This window comes from Klebsiella quasivariicola (assembly GCF_002269255.1).
Classification (GTDB): domain Bacteria; phylum Pseudomonadota; class Gammaproteobacteria; order Enterobacterales; family Enterobacteriaceae; genus Klebsiella; species Klebsiella quasivariicola.
The window spans coordinates 609430-632391 of record NZ_CP022823.1; the positions used below are offsets into that span (position 1 = coordinate 609430).

The window sequence follows — 22962 nt, forward strand, 5'->3', positions numbered from 1 at the left end:
TTATGGATAACGCAATTTTCCCGAACAAATTTAAGGCCGCGCTGGCGGCTCATCAGGTGCAGATTGGCTGCTGGTGCGCGCTGGCTAACCCGATCAGTACTGAGGTGCTGGGTCTGGCCGGTTTCGACTGGCTGGTGCTGGATGCGGAACACGCGCCGAACGACGTGACCACGCTTATCCCACAGCTGATGGCGCTGAAGGGCAGCTCCAGCGCGCAGGTAGTCCGTGTGCCGACCAATGAGCCGATCATCATCAAGCGCATGCTGGACATCGGCTTCTATAACTTCCTGGTGCCGTTCGTCGAGACGGCTGAGCAGGCGGCGCAGGCGGTGGCGTCGACCCGCTATCCGCCGGAAGGGATCCGCGGGGTCTCCGTTTCCCACCGCGGCAATATGTTTGGCACCGTGCCGGACTACTTCGCCCAGTCCAACAAGAACATTTCCATTCTGGTGCAGATTGAGAGCCAGACCGGGGTAGATAACGTCGAGGCGATTGCCGCGACCGAGGGTGTGGACGGGGTGTTCGTTGGCCCGAGCGACCTGGCTGCCGCTTTAGGCCATCTCGGCAATGCCGCCCATCCTGAGGTACAGCACGCTATCCAACATATCTTTGCCAGCGCGAAGAAGCACGGTAAGCCAAGCGGCATTCTGGCGCCAGTGGAAGCTGATGCGCGCCGCTATCTGGAATGGGGGGCGACTTTCGTCGCCGTCGGCAGCGATCTGGGCGTCTTCCGCTCAGCAACGCAGAAACTTGCTGATGCGTTTAAAAAATAATCACCAGGATGAAGAGAGAGAACATTATGACAATCAAAGTAGGTTTTATCGGTCTTGGCATTATGGGCAAACCGATGAGCAAAAATTTGCTGAAAGCAGGTTATTCGCTGGTGGTGTCCGACCGTAACCCGGAAGCGATTGCCGACGTGATTGCCGCGGGTGCAGAGACCGCGACGACGCCGAAGGCGGTTGCTGAGCAATGTGACGTGATCATTACCATGCTGCCAAACTCTCCGCATGTGAAAGAGGTGGCGCTGGGTGAAAACGGCATTATCGAAGGCGCAAAGCCGGGCACCGTGGTGATTGATATGAGCTCTATCGCGCCGCTGGCGAGTCGGGAAATCAGCGAAGCGCTGAAAGCCAAGGGTATTGATATGCTGGACGCGCCGGTGAGCGGCGGCGAACCAAAAGCCATCGACGGCACCCTGTCGGTGATGGTCGGCGGCGATAAGGCGATCTTTGATAAATACTACGATCTGATGAAAGCGATGGCGGGCTCCGTGGTGCATACCGGCGACATCGGCGCGGGCAACGTCACCAAACTGGCTAACCAGGTGATTGTCGCCCTGAACATCGCAGCGATGTCTGAAGCGCTGACTCTGGCGACCAAAGCTGGCGTCAATCCGGATCTGGTCTATCAGGCGATCCGTGGCGGCCTGGCGGGCAGTACCGTGCTGGATGCCAAAGCGCCGATGGTGATGGATCGTAACTTCAAGCCGGGATTCCGTATCGACCTGCATATTAAAGATCTGGCGAACGCCCTGGATACGTCCCATGGCGTGGGCGCTCAGCTACCGCTGACGGCGGCGGTAATGGAGATGATGCAGGCGCTGCGCGCAGACGGTCTGGGCACCGCGGACCATAGCGCGCTGGCGTGCTACTACGAAAAACTGGCGAAAGTGGAAGTCACTCGCTAACAAGAAGGGCGCCTTGCGCGCCCTGTTATTCTTGCCTTGCGCGGCACTGTCAGGCTACAAAATTATGAAAATCGTCATTGCCCCAGACTCTTACAAAGAAAGCCTTTCTGCCACCGAGGTAGCTCAGGCGATAGAAAAAGGATTTCGGGAAATTTTCCCTGACGCGCAGTATGTTTCCATGCCCGTCGCCGACGGCGGCGAGGGAACGGTGGAGGCGATGATTGCCGCGACGCAGGGAACGGAACATTCCGCATGGGTGACTGGCCCGCTGGGCGAGAAAGTGGAGGCCTGCTGGGGCATGTCCGGCGATGGCGTCACTGCGTTTATTGAGATGGCGGCGGCCAGTGGCCTGGGACTCGTTCCGCCCGAAAAACGCAACCCTCTCATCACCACTTCACGCGGTACCGGCGAGCTGATATTACAGGCGCTGGAACATGGCGCGAAACGGATCATTATCGGTATCGGCGGCAGTGCGACCAACGACGGTGGAGCGGGCATGATGCAGGCGCTAGGCGCCCGCCTTTGTGACGCCGAGGGGCAGGAGATCGGCCATGGCGGCGGTAGCCTGAGCCGTCTGAGCCGGATCGATCTTTCCGCCATCGATCCACGCTTACGTGACAGGATGATCCACGTGGCCTGCGATGTTACCAATCCGCTGGTAGGCGAGCGAGGAGCGTCGCGGATCTTTGGCCCACAGAAAGGGGCGACCGAGGCGATGATCGTCGAGCTGGATCGTAATCTGGCGCATTATGCCGACGTCATTAAGACGTCGCTGCAGGTGGACGTGAAGTCGATCCCCGGCGCGGGAGCGGCAGGTGGCATGGGCGCGGCGCTGATGGCGTTTCTGAACGCGGAATTGCGCAGCGGGATTGAGATTGTCACCGAGGCGCTGCATCTGGAAGAGCAGATCCTTGATTGTTCACTGGTGGTTACCGGGGAAGGGCGGCTCGATAGTCAGTCTATTCACGGTAAGGTTCCCGTCGGGGTTGCCCGGGTGGCGAAGAAATACCATAAGCCGGTGATTGGTATTGCCGGTAGCCTGACCCACGACGTCGGTGTGGTTCACCAGCACGGCATCGATGCTGTTTTCAGCGTGTTAACTTCCGTTTCGACGCTGGAAGAGGCATTTCGCGGGGCGTTTGATAATATTTATCATGCATCGCGCAATATCGCCGCTACCCTGCTGGTCGGGATGACGACAGAAGGATGACAACGGGCGGTAAACCCTCTATACTGCGCGCCGAAGCTGACCAGACAGTCGCCGCTTCGTCGTCGTCCTCCTTCGGGGGGAGACGGGCGGAGGGGAGGAAAGTCCGGGCTCCATAGGGCAAGGTGCCAGGTAACGCCTGGGGGGTGTCACAGCCCACGACCAGTGCAACAGAGAGCAAACCGCCGATGGCCCGCGCAAGCGGGATCAGGTAAGGGTGAAAGGGTGCGGTAAGAGCGCACCGCGCGGCTGGTAACAGTCCGCGGCACGGTAAACTCCACCCGGAGCAAGGCCAAATAGGGGTTCATAAGGTACGGCCCGTACTGAACCCGGGTAGGCTGCTTGAGCCAGTGAGCGATTGCTGGCCTAGATGAATGACTGTCCACGACAGAACCCGGCTTATCGGTCAGTTTCACCTCTTTATGCAAAAACCCCGCTCCGGCGGGGTTTTTGCTATTCGAATACCGGAAGCAGGATGAATGACTGTCCACGACGCTATACCAGAAGAACGCGGCTTATCGGTCAGTTTCACCTCTTTATGCAAAAACCCCGCTCCGGCGGGGTTTTTGCTATTCGAATACCGGAAGCAGGATGAATGACTGTCCACGACGCTATACCAGAAGAACGCGGCTTATCGGTCAGTTTCACCTCTTTATGCAAAAACCCCGCTCCGGCGGGGTTTTTGCTATTCGAATACCGGAAGCAGGATGAATGACTGTCCACGACGCTATACCAGAAGAACGCGGCTTATCGGTCAGTTTCACCTTTTTTATGTCAAAACCCCGCTCCGGCGGGGTTTTTGCTATCTGAATCCGTGACTCGGATGAATAACTGTCCACGACGCTATACCAAAAGAACGCGGCTTATCGGTCAGTTTCACCTTTTACGCTAAAACCCCGCTGCGGCGGGGTTTTGACTATTAGGAAAGCGGAAAGCGGTTTATCGGTCAGTTACCGTTATTTAACCACCTTAGGATTCTGTAGCGTCGGGATCGTGGAATCTTGCACCTGATGAACCTGACCGACGATCGTGGCGATGCTGCCGTTGCTTAACGCCTCAACGTCTGCGCTGTTATGTGAGCCAAAATTGAAGGTCAGACGTTTATCCGTTTTATTCTGCTCATCTCGCATGGTCACGGTAAAATAATAGCTGCCGGCAATACCGCTCATCCGGCGAATATCGACAATGACGCCGCGCACCTTAACCCATTTACCCAGATAATCGCTGCTGGCCTTCGCCGGGTTGAGAGTAAACGGCTGCAAGAACTGAGACACTGAATACGTCTGCATCGACGCGACGGCGTCATCTCCGGGTTGAAATAATTTATCACCCGCGGAATAAAAGGCTTTAGAAGCCAGGCCGCAGCCGCTTAACAACGAGATGAAAAAAACCAGCGGTAATACGCGAAAACGTAATAACATTACTATCTCCTTATCTATTTTTTATGGTGTCCTTGATGCACTGGATAACTTGTTTCGCGCTTATTAAATAAACTAAAGCTTACTGTTGTCAATTATTTTACCTGAGGCCAGCGGTGAAAATAATGTAATGATAATAGTGTATTATCCTGAGTGATTAATAAAGGGGTGATATTCGTGTTTTTTATATATATCGTGATATACATTCCGCAATTGAATGTGAATAATCTTTAGGTATTATTTTTTACATTTCTTCACTACCGACTGGAAAATAATGAGCTGCTATTTCTGCTCCCTTTACTACAGGATAAGACCATGAAATTTATGACCCGTATTGCCTTCGCCGCGCTGTTGACCACCGGCTTCTCTGTTGCGGCACAGGCCGCGGATGTTAAGGCGGCACCAGCACCGGCGCAGGATCCTATTGTTCAGCACTTAAAACTCACCAACGATCAGGTTGCGAAAATTAAAAGCCTGCATCAGCAGCTGGAAAATAATGTTCAGCAGATTTCACAGCAAGACATTAAAGATGGCGCATTGATTAACGTAATTGATTCCGGAAAATGGGATGAGAAAGCGGTCAAGGATCAGCTGGCAGCCTTCAGTAAGATCGATCAGCAGGTACGTTATTACCGCGTGAAGTACTATTTTGAAGTGAATCAGGTACTGACGCCGGAGCAGCGCACCCAGGTGAAAAAAGATCTTGCCGACGCGCTGAGTGAATAATGCCATCGGCCCCTTTCGGGGCCGATTTCATCTTCAGGCCATAAACGAAAATTAACCCATCCATTTTGCCATTTCAGGCGAGACTTTCTTCATCCCGCAAGCGAATCTCCGCTTCGGCAATAATGGCTTCCAGTTCGCTAAGCATCTCATCATAACCAAAGCTGGTAACCCCGGCGGCTTCCGGCTGCGGCGGGGCTAACGGCGTTGGTGACGCCTTTTTTCTATTTTTCTTCTTACTCACTGACCGACTCCATGACTTCCGTTGTTACACCGGTAAATCTATCAGCAAAGCGCGCAGCGGCGTATCGGCGACGAGGGTAATGTTAGCTTCGTCACGAATAAATGCGCCGTCACCGCAGGTGAGTGCCTGCTTTTGTTGTTCCTGCGCGACGGCATGGACGGTGCCGTGGATCGACTGCAGGTAAGCGCGTGGACCATGTAATTGCACGTTAATATGCTCACCTTTCTCCAGGGCAATATGGTAGACCCAGGCCTGCTGGCGAAGCTGAAGGCTGTTGCTCTCTCCTTCCGGCGAGGCCAGCAGCTGCAGCGGTGCGCTCGCGATGTCGATTTTCTGCTGTAGCGGGTTTTCCCGCTGCGGGCAGGCATCCAGCCACAGCTGCATTCGTGTTAACGACTGCTCTTTACTCAGGTTATGCTCGCTGTAGCTTACGCCTGGTTGGGTGGCGATAAGCAGCGCTTCACCGGCTTTGGCCTGCACATGGTTGCCATCGCTGTCGCGGTACTCTGCTTCACCTTCCAGAATCAGGTTCAGGATATCGACTTTTGGATAAGTCCTCGCCTGGAACGAGGCGCCAGGCGCCAGCACTTCCTGATTGAGGACACGTAAGGACGCAAAGCCCAGTAATTTCGGATCGAAGTAGTGGCCAAAGGAGAAAGTGTAGCGGGCCTGCAGCCAGCCGAAGTCTGCTTGTCCGCATTGTTTGGCTGTTCGGGTAGTAATCATGTTCTTGACCTCTCTTTACACTAAATCAATGGTAAAGGTATGGACGCTGTATTGTTAGCCAGATATTCTGCCCGGTATGTTCAAATTTCCTGAATGAGAAAGCGATGGCCAAAGAGAGAGCATTAACGCTGGAAGCGTTACGCGTGATGGATGCGATCGACCGGCGCGGGAGCTTTGCTGCCGCGGCTGATGAACTGGGTCGCGTGCCCTCCGCCCTGAGCTATACCATGCAAAAACTTGAGGAGGAGCTGGACGTGGTGCTGTTTGACCGTTCCGGTCATCGCACGAAGTTCACTAACGTCGGAAGAATGCTGCTGGAGCGCGGGCGAGTGCTGCTTGAAGCGGCAGATAAGCTGACTACCGATGCGGAAGCCCTGTCGCGTGGCTGGGAAACCCACCTCACGATCGTCACTGAAGCGCTTATTCCCACCCCGGAATTGTTTCCGCTGATTGAGAAACTGGCGACCAAATCCAACACTCAGCTGTCAATTATCACCGAGGTACTGGCCGGTGCCTGGGAACGGCTGGAGCAGGGGCGGGCGGATATTGTTGTCGCGCCGGATATGCATTTTCGTTCCTCCTCAGAGATTAACTCCCGCAAGCTCTACTCGGTGTTGAGCGTCTACGTGGCGGCGCCGGACCATCCGATCCATCAGGAGGCGGAGCCGCTCTCTGAGGTTACCCGCGTAAAATATCGCGGTATTGCGGTGGCGGATACCGCGCGCGAGCGGCCTGTTCTTACCGTCCAGCTACTGGATAAACAGCCGCGTTTAACGGTGAGTACGATAGAAGATAAGCGCCAGGCGCTGCTGGCCGGGTTAGGCGTGGCGACCATGCCCTATCCGCTGGTGGAGAAGGATATTGCCGAAGGGCGGTTGCGGGTCGTCAGCCCGGAATACACCAATGAAATTGATATTATTATGGCCTGGCGACGGGACAGTATGGGCGAAGCGAAGTCCTGGTGTCTGCGTGAGATCCCTAAGCTGTTTGCGGGGCGCTAGCCAAGAAGACGCTCCTCCCGGTAGTGGGAGGAGCAGGAAGATTAGTAGGAAAAGGGTTTTGGGTCGGGGCCAAATCGATTATTACCCTCGGTGCCGCGCTGGCAGTTAAAGATCAGGATCACCAGCCAGCCGATGACCGGGATCAACAGCAGGAGCAGCCACCAGGCCGAACGGTCGGTGTCGTGCAGACGCCGAAACTGCACCGCCCACCACGGTAAAAAGACCAGCACGCCATAGATGGTTGTCAAAATGCCTTCGCCGCCCGCCCGCTGCCAGCCCAGCATTTTATCGATGATGCTCAATACGCCGGTCAGGATGAGGTTGACCAGAATAAACATCCAGTACTCTTTGCGCCGCGCACGGCCGCCAAATCCAATATAGTTTTTTAATACCTTGAGATACCAGTCCATTTCTACGCCTCAATTAACCGTCAATCACTTGTTTTTTAAGCGATCGTAATAAGAATAGACGTGAATGAATGGTGGGTAAATATCTGTTTTCTGAATTATTAGGCGCCATCACTGGCGCCTGACAGATCAACGGAAGCGCTGATCGCGACCGTGTGGTTCGTTGAGATCCTGCTGCGGCCCTATGGAGATGATACCGGTAGGATTAATGGTTTTATGGCTGCGGTAATAGTGGTTACGGATATGCGGAAAACTTACCGTCTCGGCGATGCCCGGCATCTGGTAAAGGTCGCGCAGGAAACCGTACAGATTGAGGTAATCGCTGATGCGCCGTTTATCGCATTTAAAATGCGTCACATACACCGGGTCGAAGCGTACCAGCGTCGTCCACAGGCGGATATCCGCCTCAGTTAACTGATTCCCGGTCAGGTAGCGGTGCTGGCCGAGGATCTGCTCGAGCCGTTCCAGCGAGGTAAAGACCGCATCGACCGCTTCGTCGTACGCCTGCTGGCTGGTGGCGAAGCCGGCTTTGTACACGCCGTTATTCACGTTATCGTAGATCCAGCCGTTCAGCTCATCGATTTTTTCCCGCAGCGCCGGCGGGTAGTAATCACCGGCTCTGGCGCCCAGGCCATCGAAGGCGGTATTAAACATGCGGATGATTTCTGCTGACTCATTGCTGACGATAGTCTGCTGTTTTTTATCCCACAGCACCGGCACGGTGACGCGACCGGTGTAGTGCGGGTCGGCGTGCAGATACAATTGATACAGAAAATCGTGCTGGTAAAGGGTATCGCCGGTAGCTTCCGGGAAGCTGTCGTCAAAGGTCCAGCCATTTTCCAGCATCAGCGGATTGACCACGGAGACGGGGAGAAAAGACTCCAGCCCTTTCAGTTTACGCATGATTAACGTGCGATGCGCCCACGGACAGGCGAGAGAGACGTACAGATGATAGCGATCTTTCTCTGCCGCGAAACCGCCTTCACCGCTGGGACCGGCGGCGCCATCGGCAGTGAGCCAGTTACGGAAGGCCGAAACGGAACGCTTGAACCGTCCTCCGGTGGATTTGGTGTCATACCAGGTATCTTGCCAGACGCCGTCGACTAATTGTCCCATTACTTCCTCCTTCAGATAACAAAAGCGAGGAGATAATCCCCTCGCTTTTTTTGATTTTTACTCAGTATAGTGCGCTTACCACTTTTTATTCAGTACACGGTCGATACTGAATGCGCCTGGTCCGGTGATGGCCAGCAGCAGGTAACCGCCTGCGATGGTCAGGTTTTTCATGAACATCAGAGAGTTCACGCCTTCCGCAAAGTTGCTGTGGAACAGGAACGCGGTCAGCAGCGTAAAGCCTGCGGTGAACAGCGCCGTGGTACGGGTCAGGAAACCGAACAGAATCGCCAGACCACCGCCGAACTCAAGGAGGATGGTCAGCGGCAGCAGCGCTCCCGGTACGCCCATGGCTTCCATATACTGCTGGGTACCCGCATAACCGGTGATTTTGCCCCAACCTGCAGTGATAAACAGAATTGGCATCAGAATGCGCGCTACCAGTACACCAACATCTTCTAATTTTTTCATTTCTTACTCCAGAAAACCCAAAGGGCGGCGGTTTTGTTTTTTAGTGCAATCCCGCGTAGTTACGCGGTGTCGCTGTCGATGGAGAGGATATTAGCGAGGCGGAGAGGGAATTGTTAGCAAGGAAAACTGTAGATCTTTTTCAAAGTTTCTGAGCAATTAGTGCGGTGAGAGACAAAATACCCAGGGGCGATGGGTAACCAACCGCCACGATATGGAGTCGGCAGATCTCACTGGACAGGGATATTAAGGCAGGGGAACCGCCTGGTGCGGTAAAGGCGCAGGTTGCCGTAAACGGTATTATCTGGTGGGAAAACGGCAGAACGGGGCGCGAGAAAAAACGCCCGCGCCCTGAGCCGCTAGCGAGCTGACTGGCGCAGGATGCCGCGGACCATTCGCCAGGTGCTCCACAGTCCGAGACCGCGTTTGGTCCAGCGCATTAAAAAGTGTGGATGTCGTACGGACCACACGGCCATCAAACCGCTGCCCACCATCAGCCACGAACGTAAGCCCAGCAGCGTATGCCAGCCGCGATCGAAAGGCGCTGTCGTCTCCAGCCAGTGGCGACGACAAGCGCTCAGCTCCAGACGTTGCTGCTGGATCTGGCGCAACAGCAGCGCCTTTTGTCGTTCACGCTCCTGTCGGCCATTCATGGTTTATGGTCCTCCAGAAGGGCACGGTCGTTCTCCAGTTCTTTACGTGTCAGACGCAGCAGCGTGGAGCGGCGCGCCTTACGTAAGGTAAGGATACCGACAATCGCTGCGGCGAGAAGCAGAACGACGGTGGTGGCGATCATGACGTGCAGGCGGTACTGGGCGTCAACGGCCCAGATAACCAGCACCAGCAGGCTCATGAGGCCAAACGCCGCAAACAGTAGCGTCAGTCCGGTCATTAACAACAGCTGGAAAAGATTGGCTTTCTCCTCCTCCAGCTCCACGACGACCAGACGCAGCCGTGTTTCCACCATTTCGGCCAGCAGCGTGACAATACGCTGACCAATGGAGAAAACGCGCTGACCTGGTCCCTGCGTGTGTTGAGTATTCGCCATAATCAGCGACGCGACAGCAGGACACCCAGCACCAGCCCGACGGCGGCACCAATCCCGACGCCAGTCCACGGATTTTCGCGAACATAATCATCCGCCCGCGCGGCGGTCTCACGCGTTTGACGCAGAATCGCCTCGCTGGTTTCCCCCAGGCGGGCGCGACTCTCTTTCAGCGCGCTTTCGGCTTTACTACGCAGTTTACCCATCTCTTCTTTCGACTTGTCCGCCGAGGAGTTCAGCACTTCCTCCAGGGTATCCGCCAGCGTTTTCAGTTCTGCACGAAGGTCGTCAGTCACATTCTCTTTAGCCATGTCGTTCTCCTGTAGCGTGGTCCGTGTTGCGAAAGTTAATGGTGATTAGTAATCCCGAGACTCCAGCGTTTTCAACTCCTGTTGCGCTTCATTAAGTTTACGCTGGCGTTTGTTGATTTTGTCCGCATCGCCTTTCTTCCGGGCTTCCTGCAGATCGCGCTGACGTTCAGCGATCTCTTCCCGCTGTTTGGCAATTTTTTGCTGATGATCGGCTTTCAGTTGACTGTCGCTGCAGTTCTCTCTGACCTGACGTAGCGCGGTATTTAGCCCATCAATGCGACTTTGATTGTGATGCTTTTCGGCATAGCTGATCTCTCGTTGAATATCCTGCTCTTTTTCCTGGCAGGGAGAGGCGGCTATGGCGCTGGCGCTAAGTGAAGTCAGGGCCAGAAGCAGAGCGATGCGGTGTTTCATGGATAGTACCTTCCATTGTCTGAGGGTGTACCCGGAGGATATACCCGTTCCCGATGGTGAACGGGAATGCGTTGATTCCCGCAGGTTTAAGCATAGTAACAAATGCGGAAAACCACCAGACTACGAGAAAAACGCAGTCTGGTGGCCGCTTAGCCAAGCCGGTGCGGCGCGTCGCGCAGGCGGGATAACCAGGCGGTGGCCGAGTTATCGTCCTCCAGCAGGGCGATAATATAACCATGTGGCAGAGCGCGACCGAGAACCTCTTTCGCCGCCGCGCCCTGGGCGGTGGAATCGAACTTAATCAGCAGGCCATCTTTTTGCGGCGTAATGCTTTTAAAGCGGATGCCGTTGGCGTCGAGGTGATGCCAGACGGAGAAACCGTCCGGCATGCTGACGCCTTGTCCAACCGGACGGATCGCCAGCGTGGCCTCTTGCTGCTGCACCGCCAGACAGACCCATAACAGCGCGCAGAGCACAAGAGAGCCACCCAGCAGCCAGCTCAGCTGGCGCAGGGAAGGGCGTTTTATGACCATCATTAGCCCCGGCTTCTGTATTTTTTCTTCCACAGCACCACCAGCGAGCCGATCAGTCCGAAGACCAACAGCGCGACCGGCAGGAGCATCAGGCAGGACATCAGCTGGTCTTCATACTTGAGGAATACCGGGGTTTTACCCAGCAGATAACCCAGCGAGGTCAGGATGAGCACCCACAGCAGGCCGCTCATCCAGTTAAAGAACTGAAAGCGGGCGTTATTGAGGCCGGAAAGGCCCGCGATGGTGGGCAACAGCGTACGCACGAAGGCAATAAAGCGGCCGATCAGCAGCGCGGAAAGCCCGTGTTTATGGAACAGATGATGGGCGCGCTGATGATAGTGAGAGGGCAGATGCGACAGCCAGTTTTGCACGATCCGCGTATTGCCCAGCCAGCGCCCCTGGATATAGCTCAGCCAGCAGCCAAGGCTGGCGGCGGCGGTGAGCAGCAGTAAGGTTTCCGGAAAACCCATCGCCCCTTTGGCGATCAGCACGCCGACGAGCACAAGCAGACTATCCCCCGGTAAAAACGCGGCAGGCAGGAGCCCATTCTCAAGGAACAAAATCATAAACAAGACAAAATACAGCATGCCAATCATGGAGGGATTTGCGAGTGTTTCGTAATCCTGAGCCCACAAGGCATTCAATAACTGGGTTAATAGTTCCATTCACGATTCCTGGTACATCGGTTAACGGCACGTCTGAGCGCGTGGCATATAGGGCGACAAGATTTTTATGAGATTATGGTCGCGGCTTAGGCGCTCTGAACGCTTCCCTGTATAAAACTGAAGTAAGTAAAGACCTACCCCCAGAACGGCAAAATGCATCTAATTGTAACAAATCACCTGACTTTACGTCAGAGAAATTGCAAGGTGTTGCTTGTTGATTTTGCTGATTGCGGCGGTGGGAGGCGAGAGGATTTACACAGGCTGACACTATATATGCTTTGCTTACTCCAGCCTGGGTGGCGGGCAGGCGCGCCGGGGCTGCGCGCCGCTGAGATAAGGGTTTATTTTGCGCTGTTGGCCGCCGTATCGAGATGAACGACCGGGTTTTCAGCAAACAGATAGCGATCGGCATTAAATTCAAAGTCGTCGCTGGTTTCGTTAAACAACATTTGCTTGGTATTTTCCAGATGCTGCCACATGGCGAGCTTGGCGGCGTTCGGGTCTTTACGCAGCAGCGCCTTCAGGATCTGATCGTGATCGTCGCACCAGTTATCGACCGTACGCAGGTCGATATGCTCATGCAGTTTTTTCCAGTACGGGTTATGCACGCGCTGGGTCCACATCTTTTCCACGATCGCCGCCAGCGCGCTGTTCTGCGTGGCCAGGGCGACCTGGACGTGAAATTGCAGGTCCCACTCGGAGTCGCGGAAACATTTCTCGTTACGCGCTTTCTCCTGAATTTCCATCAGCTTCATGATGTCCTGCTTGGTCACCTGAGTAGCCGCAAATTCGGCGATATTACTTTCAATGAGCTGCCGCGCCTGCAGCAGTTCAAAAGGGCCATAGTTAGCGAACTCAAGGCTTTCGTCGGCCACCTGCTGGTATTTCGGATGGTTGGAGATGACATGAATACCCGACCCTTTGCGGACTTCGACATACCCTTCCACTTCCAGCATGATAATGGCTTCGCGAACCACGGTGCGGCTGACGTTTTTTTCATCGGCGATAAAGCGCTCGGCGGGCAGCTTATCCCCAACAAGGTAGACACCTTGTTCGATGCGCGTCTTCAGCTCAGCGGCGAGCTGCTGATACAGACGGCGTGGTTCAATGATTTCCATATTCGCTCCCGGAAGATGGCGACAATATTCGATTTGTTATACCACTTTTACGCGCTTTCCACCACTGGCAGGTATGAAAAAGCCGCCTGTACAGGCGGCTTAATCAGCAGTCACATTCTCACAACGTCTAACTTTGCGTAGCCGGTTTGCTACTGCTAAGTGGCGTAGAGTCATCATCCGCCGGTTTATTTTTCAATACCGTCCAGATAACCAGCGCACCCAGCAAGTCAAAGATCGCCAGCACCGCAAACAGTGGGCTGAAGCCAATGGTGTCTGCCAGCGCGCCGACGACCAGAGCGAACATGGTGCTGGCCAGCCAGGCAGCCATCCCGGTCAGACCGTTGGCAGTGGCGACTTCGTTACGGCCAAAGACGTCGGAGGAGAGGGTGATCAGCGCCCCGGACAGCGCCTGGTGAGCAAACCCACCGATGCACAGCAGCGCAATCGCCACGTACGGGCTGGTAAACAGGCCGATCATCCCCGGGCCAATCATCAGTACCGCGCCCATGGTCACCACCATTTTACGCGAGACGATCAGGTTGACGCCGAACCAGCGCTGGAACAGCGGCGGCAGGTAACCACCGACGATGCAGCCGAGGTCGGCGAACAGCATCGGCATCCAGGCGAACATGGCGATCTCTTTCAGGTTAAAGCCGTAAACCTTGAACATGAACAGCGGGATCCAGGCGTTGAAGGTCCCCCAGGCCGGCTCTGCGAGGAAGCGCGGCAGGGCGATACCCCAGAACTGACGGTTGCGCAGGATCTGCCATGGCGACATTTTCTTCGCGTTGTTGGTCTGGTGCTGAGACTCCTGGCCGCCAATGATGTAGTCGCGTTCTTCGTCAGATAATTTTTTCTGATCGCGCGGGTGTTTGTAGAAGATAAGCCAGGCGATGGCCCAGGCGAAGCTCAGGACCCCGGAGATGATGAACGCCATCTGCCAGCTGTGCATCACGATCGCCCACACCACCAGCGGCGGCGCGATCATGGCGCCGATAGAGGAACCGACGTTGAAGTAGCCCACCGCGATAGAGCGCTCTTTTGCCGGGAACCACTCTGAGCTGGCCTTCAGACCTGCCGGGATCATCGCGGCCTCTGCCGCGCCCACCGCGCCGCGGGCCAGCGCCAGTCCACCCCAGCTGCCGGCCAGCGCCGTTGAGCCGCAGAATACCGCCCAGGCGATGGCGAAGAAGGCATAGCCGATTTTTGTGCCGAGAATATCAAGGACATAACCCGCAACAGGCTGCATGACGGTGTAGGCAGCGGAATAAGCTGCAATGATATACGAATACTGTTGGGTCGAGATGTGTAACTCTTCCATCAGCGTTGGCGCGGCCGCCGCCACGGTGTTACGCGTCAGGTAGCCCAGCACGGTGCCCAGCGTCACCAGTGCAATCATGTACCAACGTAACCCTTTAATTTTACGCATGTAAACCTCATCGTCTGTTATCTTTCCGCACCAGGTGCGGCCTTTTCCGACCGCGTTAGGCGGCCGGGAAAGCGAAACGGAGGGTTCAGGAGGGAACTCCCCTCTGTTCGAACCTTGCCATTAGTGGTTATTGAAAGTCGGTATCCATCCCGTTTAAGCCGATGTCATAAACACCGGTAATGCATTCCGTCGGTTTATATGTTGCGACGGCAGAAAGATAACTTGTCATACAACTTTAAAAGTTGAGTGCTGTCACAAAAGTGGGAAAGATAGTGTGGTCTTTATCTCTGGCCGAAAAAGCCAGAAATGGCGCGCTCTGGCGAGGTGTTTTGCCCTGGGGCGGTTGTTTTTTTGTCGACGTTTATTGATCTAACTCACGAAAAACAGCTCGGTCTGTAGAAATTGGTGTGATAACTTTGTCAGCATTGTAGTCAATCATCTGAAAGGCTCCCGCTGTGGAGCGAAGAGGACACGCGAATGACACCGTTTATGACTGAAGATTTTCTACTTGATACCGAGTTTGCCCGCCGTCTGTACCACGATTACGCCAAAGATCAGCCAATTTTCGACTATCACTGCCACCTTCCGCCGCAGCAGGTTGCCGAAAATTATCGTTTCAAAAATCTGTATGACATCTGGCTGAAAGGCGATCACTACAAATGGCGCGCGATGCGCACCAACGGCGTACCAGAGCGTCTGTGCACCGGAGATGCCTCCGATCGCGAGAAATTTGACGCCTGGGCGGCAACAGTTCCGCACACTATTGGCAACCCGTTATACCACTGGACACATTTAGAACTGCGTCGTCCTTTTGGTATTACAGGTAAGCTGTTGTCGCCATCCACTGCCGATGAGATCTGGGACCAGTGCAATGATTTACTGGCTCAGGACGCGTTCTCTGCCCGCGGAATCATGAAGCAGATGAATGTGAAGATGGTCGGCACCACCGACGATCCGATTGATTCGCTGGAGCACCATGCGGTCGTTGCCAAAGACACCTCCTTTGATATCAAGGTGCTGCCGAGCTGGCGCCCGGATAAAGCGTTCAACATCGAGCTGGCGACTTTCAATGACTACATGGCGAAGCTGGGCGAGGTGTCCGACACCGATATTCGTCGCTTCTCTGACCTGCAAAGCGCCCTGACGAAACGTCTGGATCACTTTGCCGCTCACGGCTGCAAAGTTTCCGACCACGCGCTGGACGTGGTGCTGTTTGCGGAAGCGACCGACGCCGAGCTGGATGACATTCTGGCGCGCCGTCTGGCAGGGGAGACCCTCAATGAACACGAAGTCGCACAGTTCAAAACGGCGGTGCTGGTGTTCCTTGGCGCAGAGTATGCCCGCCGCGGCTGGGTGCAGCAGTACCACATTGGCGCGCTGCGCAATAACAACCTGCGTCAGTTCAAACTGTTAGGGCCAGACGTCGGCTTCGACTCGATCAACGACCGCCCGATGGCTGAAGAGCTGTCTAAGCTGCTGAGCAAGCAGAATGAAGAAAACCTGCTGCCGAAAACCATTCTCTACTGCCTGAACCCGCGTGATAACGAAGTGCTGGGTACTATGATCGGTAACTTCCAGGGCGAAGGTATGCCGGGCAAGATGCAGTTCGGCTCCGGCTGGTGGTTCAACGATCAGAAAGACGGCATGGAGCGGCAGATGACCCAGCTGGCGCAGCTCGGTCTGCTGAGCCGCTTTGTCGGCATGCTGACCGACAGCCGCAGCTTCCTCTCCTACACGCGCCATGAATATTTCCGCCGCATTCTGTGCCAGATGATTGGCCGCTGGGTGGCTGCGGGTGAAGCGCCTGCGGATATCGCGCTGCTGGGCGAGATGGTGAAAAACATTTGCTTTAACAATGCGCGCGACTATTTCGCCATTGAACTGAACTAAGGCCTGAGGTCGGTTGATATGCAATACATTAAAATCCATTCGCAGGATAACGTCGCGGTTGCGCTCTCGGATATGGCGGCCGGTAGCGTGGTGACGGTAGATAATGACTCTGTCACCCTTGGCCAGGATATCGTCCGCGGCCACAAGTTTGCACTGCGCGCTATCGCGAAAGGGGAAAACGTCATTAAGTACGGGTTGCCGATAGGTCATGCGCTGGCGGATATCGCGCCGGGTGAGCATGTCCATGCGCATAACACGCGCACCAATCTCAGCGATCTTGACGCGTATCGCTATCAACCGGACCTGATTGCCCAACCGGCACAGCCTGCGGATCGCGAGGTGCAGATTTATCGTCGCGCCAACGGCGACGTTGGGGTACGCAACGAACTGTGGATCCTGCCGACCGTCGGCTGCGTCAATGCCATGGCCCGGCAAATGCAGAACCGTTTTCTGAAAGAGACCGGTGGCGCTGAGGGTATCGACGGGGTGCATCTCTTCAGCCATACCTACGGCTGCTCGCAGCTCGGAGACGATCACATCAACACCCGTACCATGTTGCAAAATATGGTTCGTCATCCGAACGCCGGGGCGGTACTGGTGGTAGGGCTTGGTTGTGAAAACAACCAGGTTGATGCGTTTCGCGAGACGCTGGGCGAGTATGATCCGCAGCGCGTGCACTTTATGGTCTGCCAGCACCAGGACGATGAAGTGGAGGCGGGGGTTGAGCATCTTCACCAGCTGTATGAAGTGATGCGCCAGGATAAACGCCAGCCGGGCAAACTCAGCGAGCTGAAGTTTGGCCTCGAGTGCGGGGGATCGGATGGGCTGTCAGGGATCACCGCGAACCCGATGCTGGGACGTTTCTCAGACTATGTGATCGCCAACGGCGGCACCACCGTGCTGACCGAAGTGCCGGAGATGTTTGGCGCCGAGCAATTGCTGATGAGCCACTGCCGTGACGAAGCAACCTTTGACAAGCTGGTTACCATGGTCAATGACTTCAAGCAGTACTTTATTGCCCACGACCAGCCTATTTACGAAAATCCATCGCCGGGCAACAAAGCCGGGGGGATCACCACCCTGGAGGATAAATCGCTGGGCTGTACCCAGAAGGCGGGCTCCAGCCAGGTGGTGGATGTCCTGCGCTACGGCGAGCGCCTGAAGGTTCATGGTCTGAATTTGCTGAGCGCGCCGGGTAACGATGCGGTTGCCACCAGCGCGCTGGCGGGCGCCGGCTGCCATATGGTGCTGTTCAGTACCGGCCGCGGCACGCCGTATGGTGGCTTTGTGCCAACGGTGAAGATTGCCACCAACAGTGAGCTGGCGGCGAAGAAAAAGCACTGGATCGACTTCGATGCCGGGCAACTGATCCACGGTAAAGCGATGCCGCAGCTGCTGGAGGAGTTTGTGGATACCATTGTGGCTTTCGCCAACGGTAAACCGACGTGTAATGAGAAGAATGACTTCCGCGAACTGGCCATCTTTAAAAGCGGTGTTACCCTGTAAAGGCGCAATCATACTAGCCTCCAGGGGCGTTGAGCGCGTATCGGCCTGATAGCGTAGCGCCATCAGGCAAGTAAAAGCGGCGTTTCAGCCTGTGAAGCGCCGTTTATTTTTTCCTGTCAGGGAGCCTTCATGACCGCGTATTGGCTGGCCCAGGGTGTCGGCGTCATCGCCTTTCTTATCGGCATTACCACCTTTATCAACCGCGACGAACGCCGCTTCAGGCTGCAGCTGGCGGGCTATAGCGCCATTATTGGCGTCCATTTTTTCCTGATGGGCGCCGCACCCGCCGGGATGAGCGCCGGACTCAATGCGCTCCGCACGGTCATTTCCCTGCGCACCCGCAGCCTGTGGGTGATGACGGTCTTTATCCTCCTGACGTTGATCCTCGGCCTGGGCAAACTGCAGCATGCCATGGAGCTGTTGCCGATTATTGGCACCGTTGCCAGTACCTGGGCGCTGTTTCGCTGCAAAGGGCTGACCGTCCGCTGCGTGATGTGGTGCTCCACCGCCTGCTGGGTTACGCATAACCTGTGGCTGGGTTCCATTGGCGGGACGCTGATTGAAGGCAGTTTTCTGATCGTCAACGGGCTGAACATCATTCGCTTCCGCCGGATGCAAAAGCGCGGTATCGATCCGTTTAAGGTTGAAAACGCAGTACAGGAAGAGAGCCCCTCCGCCCGATAGCGGAGGGGAAAGGCGTTATCCGCGCAGGGCGTTTTTCGCCAGCTGGTCGTCTTCCGCCATACAGGCCGCGGCGGTAAACAGGGCGTCGGTGGAGGAGTTCAGCGCGGTTTCGCAGGAGTCCTGCAGCACGCCGATAATAAAGCCAACGGCCACCACCTGCATCGCCACATCGTTCGGAATACCAAACATATTACAGGCCAGCGGGATCAGCAGCAGTGAACCGCCCGCTACGCCGGAGGCGCCGCAGGCGCACAGCGAAGCGACTACGCTTAGCAGCAGCGCTGTCGGCAAATCGACCTGGATATTCAGCGTATGCACCGCCGCCAGCGTCAGCACGGTGATCGTGATCGCCGCGCCCGCCATATTGATGGTCGCTCCCAGCGGAATTGACACTGAATAAGTATCGCGATCCAGATTCAGTTTCTCACACAGCGCCATATTCACCGGAATATTGGCGGCCGAGCTGCGGGTGAAGAAGGCGTAGACGCCGCTTTCGCGCAGGCAGGTGAGCACCAGCGGATAGGGGTTACGGCGGATCTTCCAGAACACCAGCAACGGGTTAATCACCAGCGCCACCAGCAGCATACAGCCCACCAGCACCAGCAGCAGCTGGGCGTAGCCCCACAGGGTCTCGAAGCCGGTGGTCGCCAGGGTGGAAGAGACCAGACCGAAGATCCCCAGCGGCGCAAAACGGATCACGACTTTGACGATAAAGGTCACCGCGTGGGAGACATCATTGATCAGGTTTTTGGTGGTGTCGTTACCGTGACGCAGGGCGAAGCCAAGCCCCACCGCCCACACCAGAATGCCGATATAGTTGGCGTGCAGCAGGGCGTCGATTGGATTGGATACCATGCTCATCAGCAGACCGCGCAGCACTTCGACAATCCCCGATGGCGGGGTGATGCTGTCGGCGGCGGTGGTTAAATGCAGTGACGACGGAAAGACAAAACTGAACAACACTGCGGTCAGCGCCGCGCTAAAGGTACCCAGCAGATAAAGAAACAGAATGGGCCGGATGCTGGTTTTTTGGCCGTGCTGATGGTTGGCGATGGAGGCCATCACGAGCATTAATACCAGCACTGGCGCCACCGCCTTTAACGCGCCGACGAACAAGGTCCCCAGCAGTCCGACGGCAATCGCCGCCTCCTTTGAAACCAGCGCCAGCAGTATGCCAAGCACCAGGCCGATTAAAATTTGTTTCACCAGGCTGCCTTGCGCCAGACGAGTGAGCCACCCTGTTGGGGGAGTGCGTGTTGTCATAATTCATTCCTTCCAGTGATGTAGCAAGCCATCCCAGCCACGTATTATTTGTTACGTTTATGTCAGGATGTAAGTAGATGTTTGCATAGTCGAGTATACGGAAAGAACGGCGGGCGGGAAGCGCAAAATACTGTGATTTTAATCTGTATCTAATTTATTAACTGTGTAGCAACATAATTGTGACATGAGATGGGGTTACCGTCGGCAATAGCCGACGGCGGATTGGGCAGATTACTCAGGCAGGTTGCGTTGCTTGTCGTGTTGCTTGTTGACCCAGGCGTTAATCAGCAGCGTGACGGCCAGGATGCCGCCCACCACGCCCAGCGAGATGGCAACCGGGATATGGTAGAAGTCGACGATCAGCATCTTCACGCCAATAAACACCAGGATCACCGACAGACCGTATTTGAGCATCGAGAAGCGCTCGGCGACCCCCGCCAGCAGGAAGTACATGGCGCGCAGGCCGAGGATGGCGAACAGGTTCGAGGTCAGCACGATAAACGGATCGGTGGTGACCGCGAAGATAGCCGGGATACTGTCGACGGCGAAAATCACGTCGCTCAGTTCCACCAGAATCAGCACCAGCAGCAGCGGGGTGGCGAACAGCACCCCGTTTTTACGGGTGAAGAAGCGCTCGCTCTCGATTTTATCCGTCATGCGCAGATGGCTGCGGATCCAGCGCACCAGCGGTTTATCGCCGATACCGGAATCATCTTCTTTCGCCAGCGCCATCTTCACGCCGGTAAACAGCAGGAAGGCGCCGAAGACGTACAGCAGCCAGTCGAACTGCGAAATCAGCCAGCTGCCGGCGAAGATCATAATGGTACGCAGAACAATGGCGCCCAGCACGCCATACACCAGCACCCGGCGCTGCAGAGCAGGCGGTACGGCGAAATAGCTGAACAACATCAACCAGACGAAGACGTTATCGACCGCCAGCGCTTTCTCAATCAAATAGCCGGTGAGGAAGGCTAAGGCCTGCGGATCGGCGACGGCGCGGCCCTGGGTTTGTACCAGATACCACCAGAAGGCGGCGTTAAACAGCAGAGAAAGCGTGACCCAGAGGATTGACCAGCCCGCGGCCTGCTTCATAGTCATGCTATGCGAACCGCGTCGTCCCTGAAGCAGCAGGTCGATCGCCAGCATGATCGCGACGACGACAGCAAATCCACCCCATAGCAACGGCGTGCCGACAGTATTCATTTGATATTCCTTACATAAAAACAAAACGGCTGACGTCGGAAGACGGCAGCCGCTGCGCTTTTATGCATAGACCTCGCCTTCCGGCAAGGTCTCACTTACAACAACCAAAGTACATCGCGATGGGCTTTGGTTATTGCCCGGCGACCGGATGCGGTATTGCACGCATCGTAATGACGATCAACCGGCAAGGAAGTTACTCCCCTTTGCACGTAACAAAATATGTCACAGGGCGGTTTTCGTCAATGGCGGCCGGTCCGGCCTTTACACTCTTTTACGCCAGCGGCTGCGTATCGGCCGGGAAGATCACTCCGGTCTGGCGACGAATTTCGCTCGACAGTTTGGCGGTGATACGGCTTACCGTCAGGCCCGGGTGATCCACATCTGCTGTCTCCACCAGCCGCGCAAAGGTCTCCGCCTCATACAGCATAGTATTGATGTGCTGAGGCTGCGTCAGGTCCTGGGCTTTGCCGCCGCGCGGCACAAACGCCAGCTTCTGGCATTCGGAGATTTTTTCGATCACCAGCACCCCATCTTCACCCTGGATTTCACTGGGGATCGCCGAGTCACTCACCTTGGAGTGATGCAGCGTCACGTCGAAGTCGCCATAGCTCAGCACCACGGTACCCTGGGCATCCACGCCGCTGTCCAGCAGGCTGGCGGTGGCATGAACGGCCCGCGGTTCGCCCCATAGCGCCACGGCGGACGCGAGGCAATAGAAGCCGATATCCATAATCGAACCGTTAGAGAACGCCGGGTTAAAGGTGTTGGGGTTTTCGCCGTCAAGGTAGCGCTGATAGCGCGAGGAGTACTGACAGTAGTTGATGAAGGCTTTGCGCAGTTTACCCACTTTGCCGAGGGTTTCCTTCAGCAGCAGGAAATTAGGCAGACTGGCGGTCTTGAAGGCTTCAAACAGCACCACGTTATTTTCTTTCGCCAGCGCGATGGCCGCTTCGACCTCCTGCAGATTCGACGCCAGCGGTTTTTCGCAAATCACGTGCTTTTTATGGCTCAGGAACAGGCGGGTCTGCGGGAAGTGCAGGGAGTTCGGGCTGGCGATATACACAGCATCAATTGCGTCGCTTTGCGCCAGCGCCTCCAGCGAGGTAAACAGATGCTCGACCGGATAGTCATTGGCGAAGGCTTGCGCCTGTTCGAGGCTGCGGGAGTAGATGGCGGTAAGTTTATATTTGCCGGTTTCATGGGCGGCATCGACAAACTGCTTGGTGATCCAGTTTGTGCCAACAACTGCGAAACGTATCATAAACGTTGACGAACTCCATTAAAGGGAACCTGTCGTCACTCTATCATGCCATCATGACAAAACCAGTGCGTCACTACGCAGAACGATTTAACGAAAGGTGCGTCAGCCACAGGCGGGTATCGAACTCCAGCTGGTGGTACTGCGGCTCCATATGACAGCACAGCTGATAGAAGGCTTTGTTGTGATCCTTCTCTTTTAAATGCGCCAGTTCATGAACCACGATCATACGCAGAAACGCTTCCGGCGCGTCGCGAAACACCGTCGCTACGCGAATTTCCGCTTTAGCTTTCAGCTTGCCGCCCTGAACGCGGGAAATGGCGGTGTGCAGGCCGAGCGCATTGTTCAGCACGTGGATCTTACTGTCGTACATCACTTTGTTGATCGGCGCCGCTCCGCGCAGAAAGCGGGCCTTCAGATCCTGAGTGTACTGATACAGCGCTTTATCGCTGTTAACGTCATGGCCCTGAGGATAACGCTTTTGCAGCACCTCGCCGAGGCGGTCTTGCTCGATTAAAGCCGTGACCTGCGACAGCAGCGATTCAGGATAGCCCTGAAGGTAAGGTAGCGTGTTCATGGTGAAAAAAGTTTACTTCTCCGGAGAATTGAGCGATAACACGCGCGAATTTTAGCATTTCGGAGGGGC

General features: G+C 55.6%; 26 protein-coding genes and 1 other RNA gene. 9 read left to right on the top strand and 18 right to left on the bottom strand.

Features of this window, described 5'->3' with window-relative positions:
* Positions 1 to 2 precede the first annotated feature (2 nt).
* From garL to rnpB, 4 genes are all read left to right on the top strand, one after another.
* Positions 3 to 773 (top strand): 2-dehydro-3-deoxyglucarate aldolase, encoded by a 771-nt coding sequence (garL, locus tag B8P98_RS03100; RefSeq protein WP_008806598.1) that lies wholly within the window; start codon positions 3 to 5, stop codon positions 771 to 773.
* A gap of 26 nt (positions 774 to 799) precedes the next feature.
* Positions 800 to 1690, top strand: coding sequence for a 2-hydroxy-3-oxopropionate reductase (gene garR / locus B8P98_RS03105; protein ID WP_025712508.1), 891 nt, complete (start codon positions 800 to 802; stop codon positions 1688 to 1690).
* A gap of 64 nt (positions 1691 to 1754) precedes the next feature.
* Positions 1755 to 2900: a glycerate 2-kinase gene (gene garK, locus B8P98_RS03110; RefSeq protein ID WP_025712507.1), complete on the top strand. Its 1146-nt coding sequence runs from the start codon at positions 1755 to 1757 to the stop codon at positions 2898 to 2900.
* A gap of 32 nt (positions 2901 to 2932) precedes the next feature.
* Positions 2933 to 3315, top strand: an RNA gene (gene rnpB, locus B8P98_RS03115) — RNase P RNA component class A.
* A 538-nt stretch (positions 3316 to 3853) separates the two neighbouring features.
* Here the strand turns inward: rnpB and B8P98_RS03120 are convergent.
* Positions 3854 to 4318, bottom strand: coding sequence for an OB-fold putative lipoprotein (locus B8P98_RS03120; protein WP_025710600.1), 465 nt, complete (start codon positions 4316 to 4318; stop codon positions 3854 to 3856).
* 312 nt (positions 4319 to 4630) lie between these two features.
* On the opposite strand from B8P98_RS03120, the gene B8P98_RS03125 reads away from it, so the two are divergent.
* A complete protein-coding gene (locus B8P98_RS03125; protein WP_025710599.1) occupies positions 4631 to 5041 on the top strand; it encodes a Spy/CpxP family protein refolding chaperone in 411 nt (136 codons plus the stop codon).
* Positions 5042 to 5114: 73 nt separating this feature from the next.
* On the opposite strand, the gene B8P98_RS30650 is transcribed toward B8P98_RS03125, so the two are convergent.
* Positions 5115 to 5282: a hypothetical protein gene (locus B8P98_RS30650; RefSeq protein ID WP_042928995.1), complete on the bottom strand. Its 168-nt coding sequence runs from the start codon at positions 5280 to 5282 to the stop codon at positions 5115 to 5117.
* Positions 5283 to 5306: 24 nt separating this feature from the next.
* Positions 5307 to 6008: a pirin family protein gene (locus tag B8P98_RS03130; protein ID WP_025710598.1), complete on the bottom strand. Its 702-nt coding sequence runs from the start codon at positions 6006 to 6008 to the stop codon at positions 5307 to 5309.
* Positions 6009 to 6112: 104 nt separating this feature from the next.
* Between B8P98_RS03130 and B8P98_RS03135 the strand changes: the two genes are divergently transcribed.
* Entirely contained in the window at positions 6113 to 7009 is an 897-nt protein-coding gene (locus B8P98_RS03135) for a LysR family transcriptional regulator (protein ID WP_025710597.1), read from the top strand.
* Between the two features lie 41 nt (positions 7010 to 7050).
* On the opposite strand, the gene B8P98_RS03140 is transcribed toward B8P98_RS03135, so the two are convergent.
* The 11 genes from B8P98_RS03140 to B8P98_RS03190 form a co-directional block, all read right to left on the bottom strand.
* On the bottom strand, positions 7051 to 7419 hold the full coding sequence (locus tag B8P98_RS03140; RefSeq protein WP_002917923.1) for a DUF805 domain-containing protein: 369 nt from the start codon (positions 7417 to 7419) through the stop codon (positions 7051 to 7053).
* 126 nt (positions 7420 to 7545) lie between these two features.
* On the bottom strand, positions 7546 to 8532 hold the full coding sequence (locus tag B8P98_RS03145; RefSeq protein WP_095032701.1) for a glutathione S-transferase family protein: 987 nt from the start codon (positions 8530 to 8532) through the stop codon (positions 7546 to 7548).
* Between the two features lie 75 nt (positions 8533 to 8607).
* On the bottom strand, positions 8608 to 9000 hold the full coding sequence (locus B8P98_RS03150; protein ID WP_002917920.1) for a DoxX family protein: 393 nt from the start codon (positions 8998 to 9000) through the stop codon (positions 8608 to 8610).
* A 356-nt stretch (positions 9001 to 9356) separates the two neighbouring features.
* Complete coding sequence (locus B8P98_RS03155; RefSeq protein ID WP_025710595.1) at positions 9357 to 9650, bottom strand: YqjK-like family protein; 294 nt, start codon at positions 9648 to 9650, stop codon at positions 9357 to 9359.
* On the bottom strand, positions 9647 to 10045 hold the full coding sequence (locus B8P98_RS03160) for a phage holin family protein (protein WP_095032702.1): 399 nt from the start codon (positions 10043 to 10045) through the stop codon (positions 9647 to 9649). Before B8P98_RS03160 ends, B8P98_RS03155 begins: the two co-directional genes overlap by 4 nt.
* Positions 10046 to 10047: 2 nt before the next feature.
* Positions 10048 to 10353 carry a DUF883 family protein gene (locus B8P98_RS03165; protein WP_002917916.1) on the bottom strand — a complete coding sequence of 102 codons (306 nt, stop codon included), beginning with the start codon at positions 10351 to 10353 and terminating at the stop codon, positions 10048 to 10050.
* Positions 10354 to 10398: 45 nt separating this feature from the next.
* Complete coding sequence (locus B8P98_RS03170) at positions 10399 to 10767, bottom strand: DUF1090 domain-containing protein (protein ID WP_095032703.1); 369 nt, start codon at positions 10765 to 10767, stop codon at positions 10399 to 10401.
* Between the two features lie 149 nt (positions 10768 to 10916).
* A complete protein-coding gene (gene mzrA / locus B8P98_RS03175; protein WP_165931850.1) occupies positions 10917 to 11294 on the bottom strand; it encodes an EnvZ/OmpR regulon moderator MzrA in 378 nt (125 codons plus the stop codon).
* Positions 11295 to 11302: 8 nt separating this feature from the next.
* The gene (gene yqjA, locus B8P98_RS03180) at positions 11303 to 11965 is read right to left on the bottom strand and encodes a DedA family general envelope maintenance protein YqjA (protein ID WP_004206121.1); all 663 of its coding nucleotides are present in this window, start codon (positions 11963 to 11965) and stop codon (positions 11303 to 11305) included.
* Between the two features lie 341 nt (positions 11966 to 12306).
* On the bottom strand, positions 12307 to 13083 hold the full coding sequence (exuR, locus tag B8P98_RS03185) for a transcriptional regulator ExuR (protein ID WP_008806583.1): 777 nt from the start codon (positions 13081 to 13083) through the stop codon (positions 12307 to 12309).
* 127 nt (positions 13084 to 13210) lie between these two features.
* Positions 13211 to 14512, bottom strand: coding sequence for an MFS transporter (locus B8P98_RS03190; protein ID WP_025710591.1), 1302 nt, complete (start codon positions 14510 to 14512; stop codon positions 13211 to 13213).
* Positions 14513 to 14989: 477 nt separating this feature from the next.
* Between B8P98_RS03190 and uxaC the strand changes: the two genes are divergently transcribed.
* The 3 genes from uxaC to B8P98_RS03205 all read left to right on the top strand — a co-directional run bounded on the left by uxaC (position 14990) and on the right by B8P98_RS03205 (position 18592).
* The gene (gene uxaC / locus B8P98_RS03195; RefSeq protein WP_025710590.1) at positions 14990 to 16402 is read left to right on the top strand and encodes a glucuronate isomerase; all 1413 of its coding nucleotides are present in this window, start codon (positions 14990 to 14992) and stop codon (positions 16400 to 16402) included.
* Between the two features lie 18 nt (positions 16403 to 16420).
* A complete protein-coding gene (locus B8P98_RS03200) occupies positions 16421 to 17908 on the top strand; it encodes a UxaA family hydrolase (protein WP_095032704.1) in 1488 nt (495 codons plus the stop codon).
* A 129-nt stretch (positions 17909 to 18037) separates the two neighbouring features.
* Positions 18038 to 18592, top strand: a complete 555-nt coding sequence (locus tag B8P98_RS03205) for a YgjV family protein (protein WP_025710588.1) — start codon at positions 18038 to 18040, stop codon at positions 18590 to 18592.
* Between the two features lie 15 nt (positions 18593 to 18607).
* On the opposite strand, the gene sstT is transcribed toward B8P98_RS03205, so the two are convergent.
* The 4 genes from sstT to B8P98_RS03225 form a co-directional block, all read right to left on the bottom strand.
* Positions 18608 to 19855: a serine/threonine transporter SstT gene (gene sstT, locus B8P98_RS03210; protein WP_095032705.1), complete on the bottom strand. Its 1248-nt coding sequence runs from the start codon at positions 19853 to 19855 to the stop codon at positions 18608 to 18610.
* Between the two features lie 231 nt (positions 19856 to 20086).
* Positions 20087 to 21058: a TerC family protein gene (locus B8P98_RS03215; protein WP_025710586.1), complete on the bottom strand. Its 972-nt coding sequence runs from the start codon at positions 21056 to 21058 to the stop codon at positions 20087 to 20089.
* A gap of 271 nt (positions 21059 to 21329) precedes the next feature.
* Positions 21330 to 22319, bottom strand: a complete 990-nt coding sequence (locus tag B8P98_RS03220; RefSeq protein ID WP_095032706.1) for a Gfo/Idh/MocA family protein — start codon at positions 22317 to 22319, stop codon at positions 21330 to 21332.
* Between the two features lie 73 nt (positions 22320 to 22392).
* The gene (locus tag B8P98_RS03225; RefSeq protein WP_016161861.1) at positions 22393 to 22893 is read right to left on the bottom strand and encodes a M48 metallopeptidase family protein; all 501 of its coding nucleotides are present in this window, start codon (positions 22891 to 22893) and stop codon (positions 22393 to 22395) included.
* Positions 22894 to 22962 lie beyond the last annotated feature (69 nt).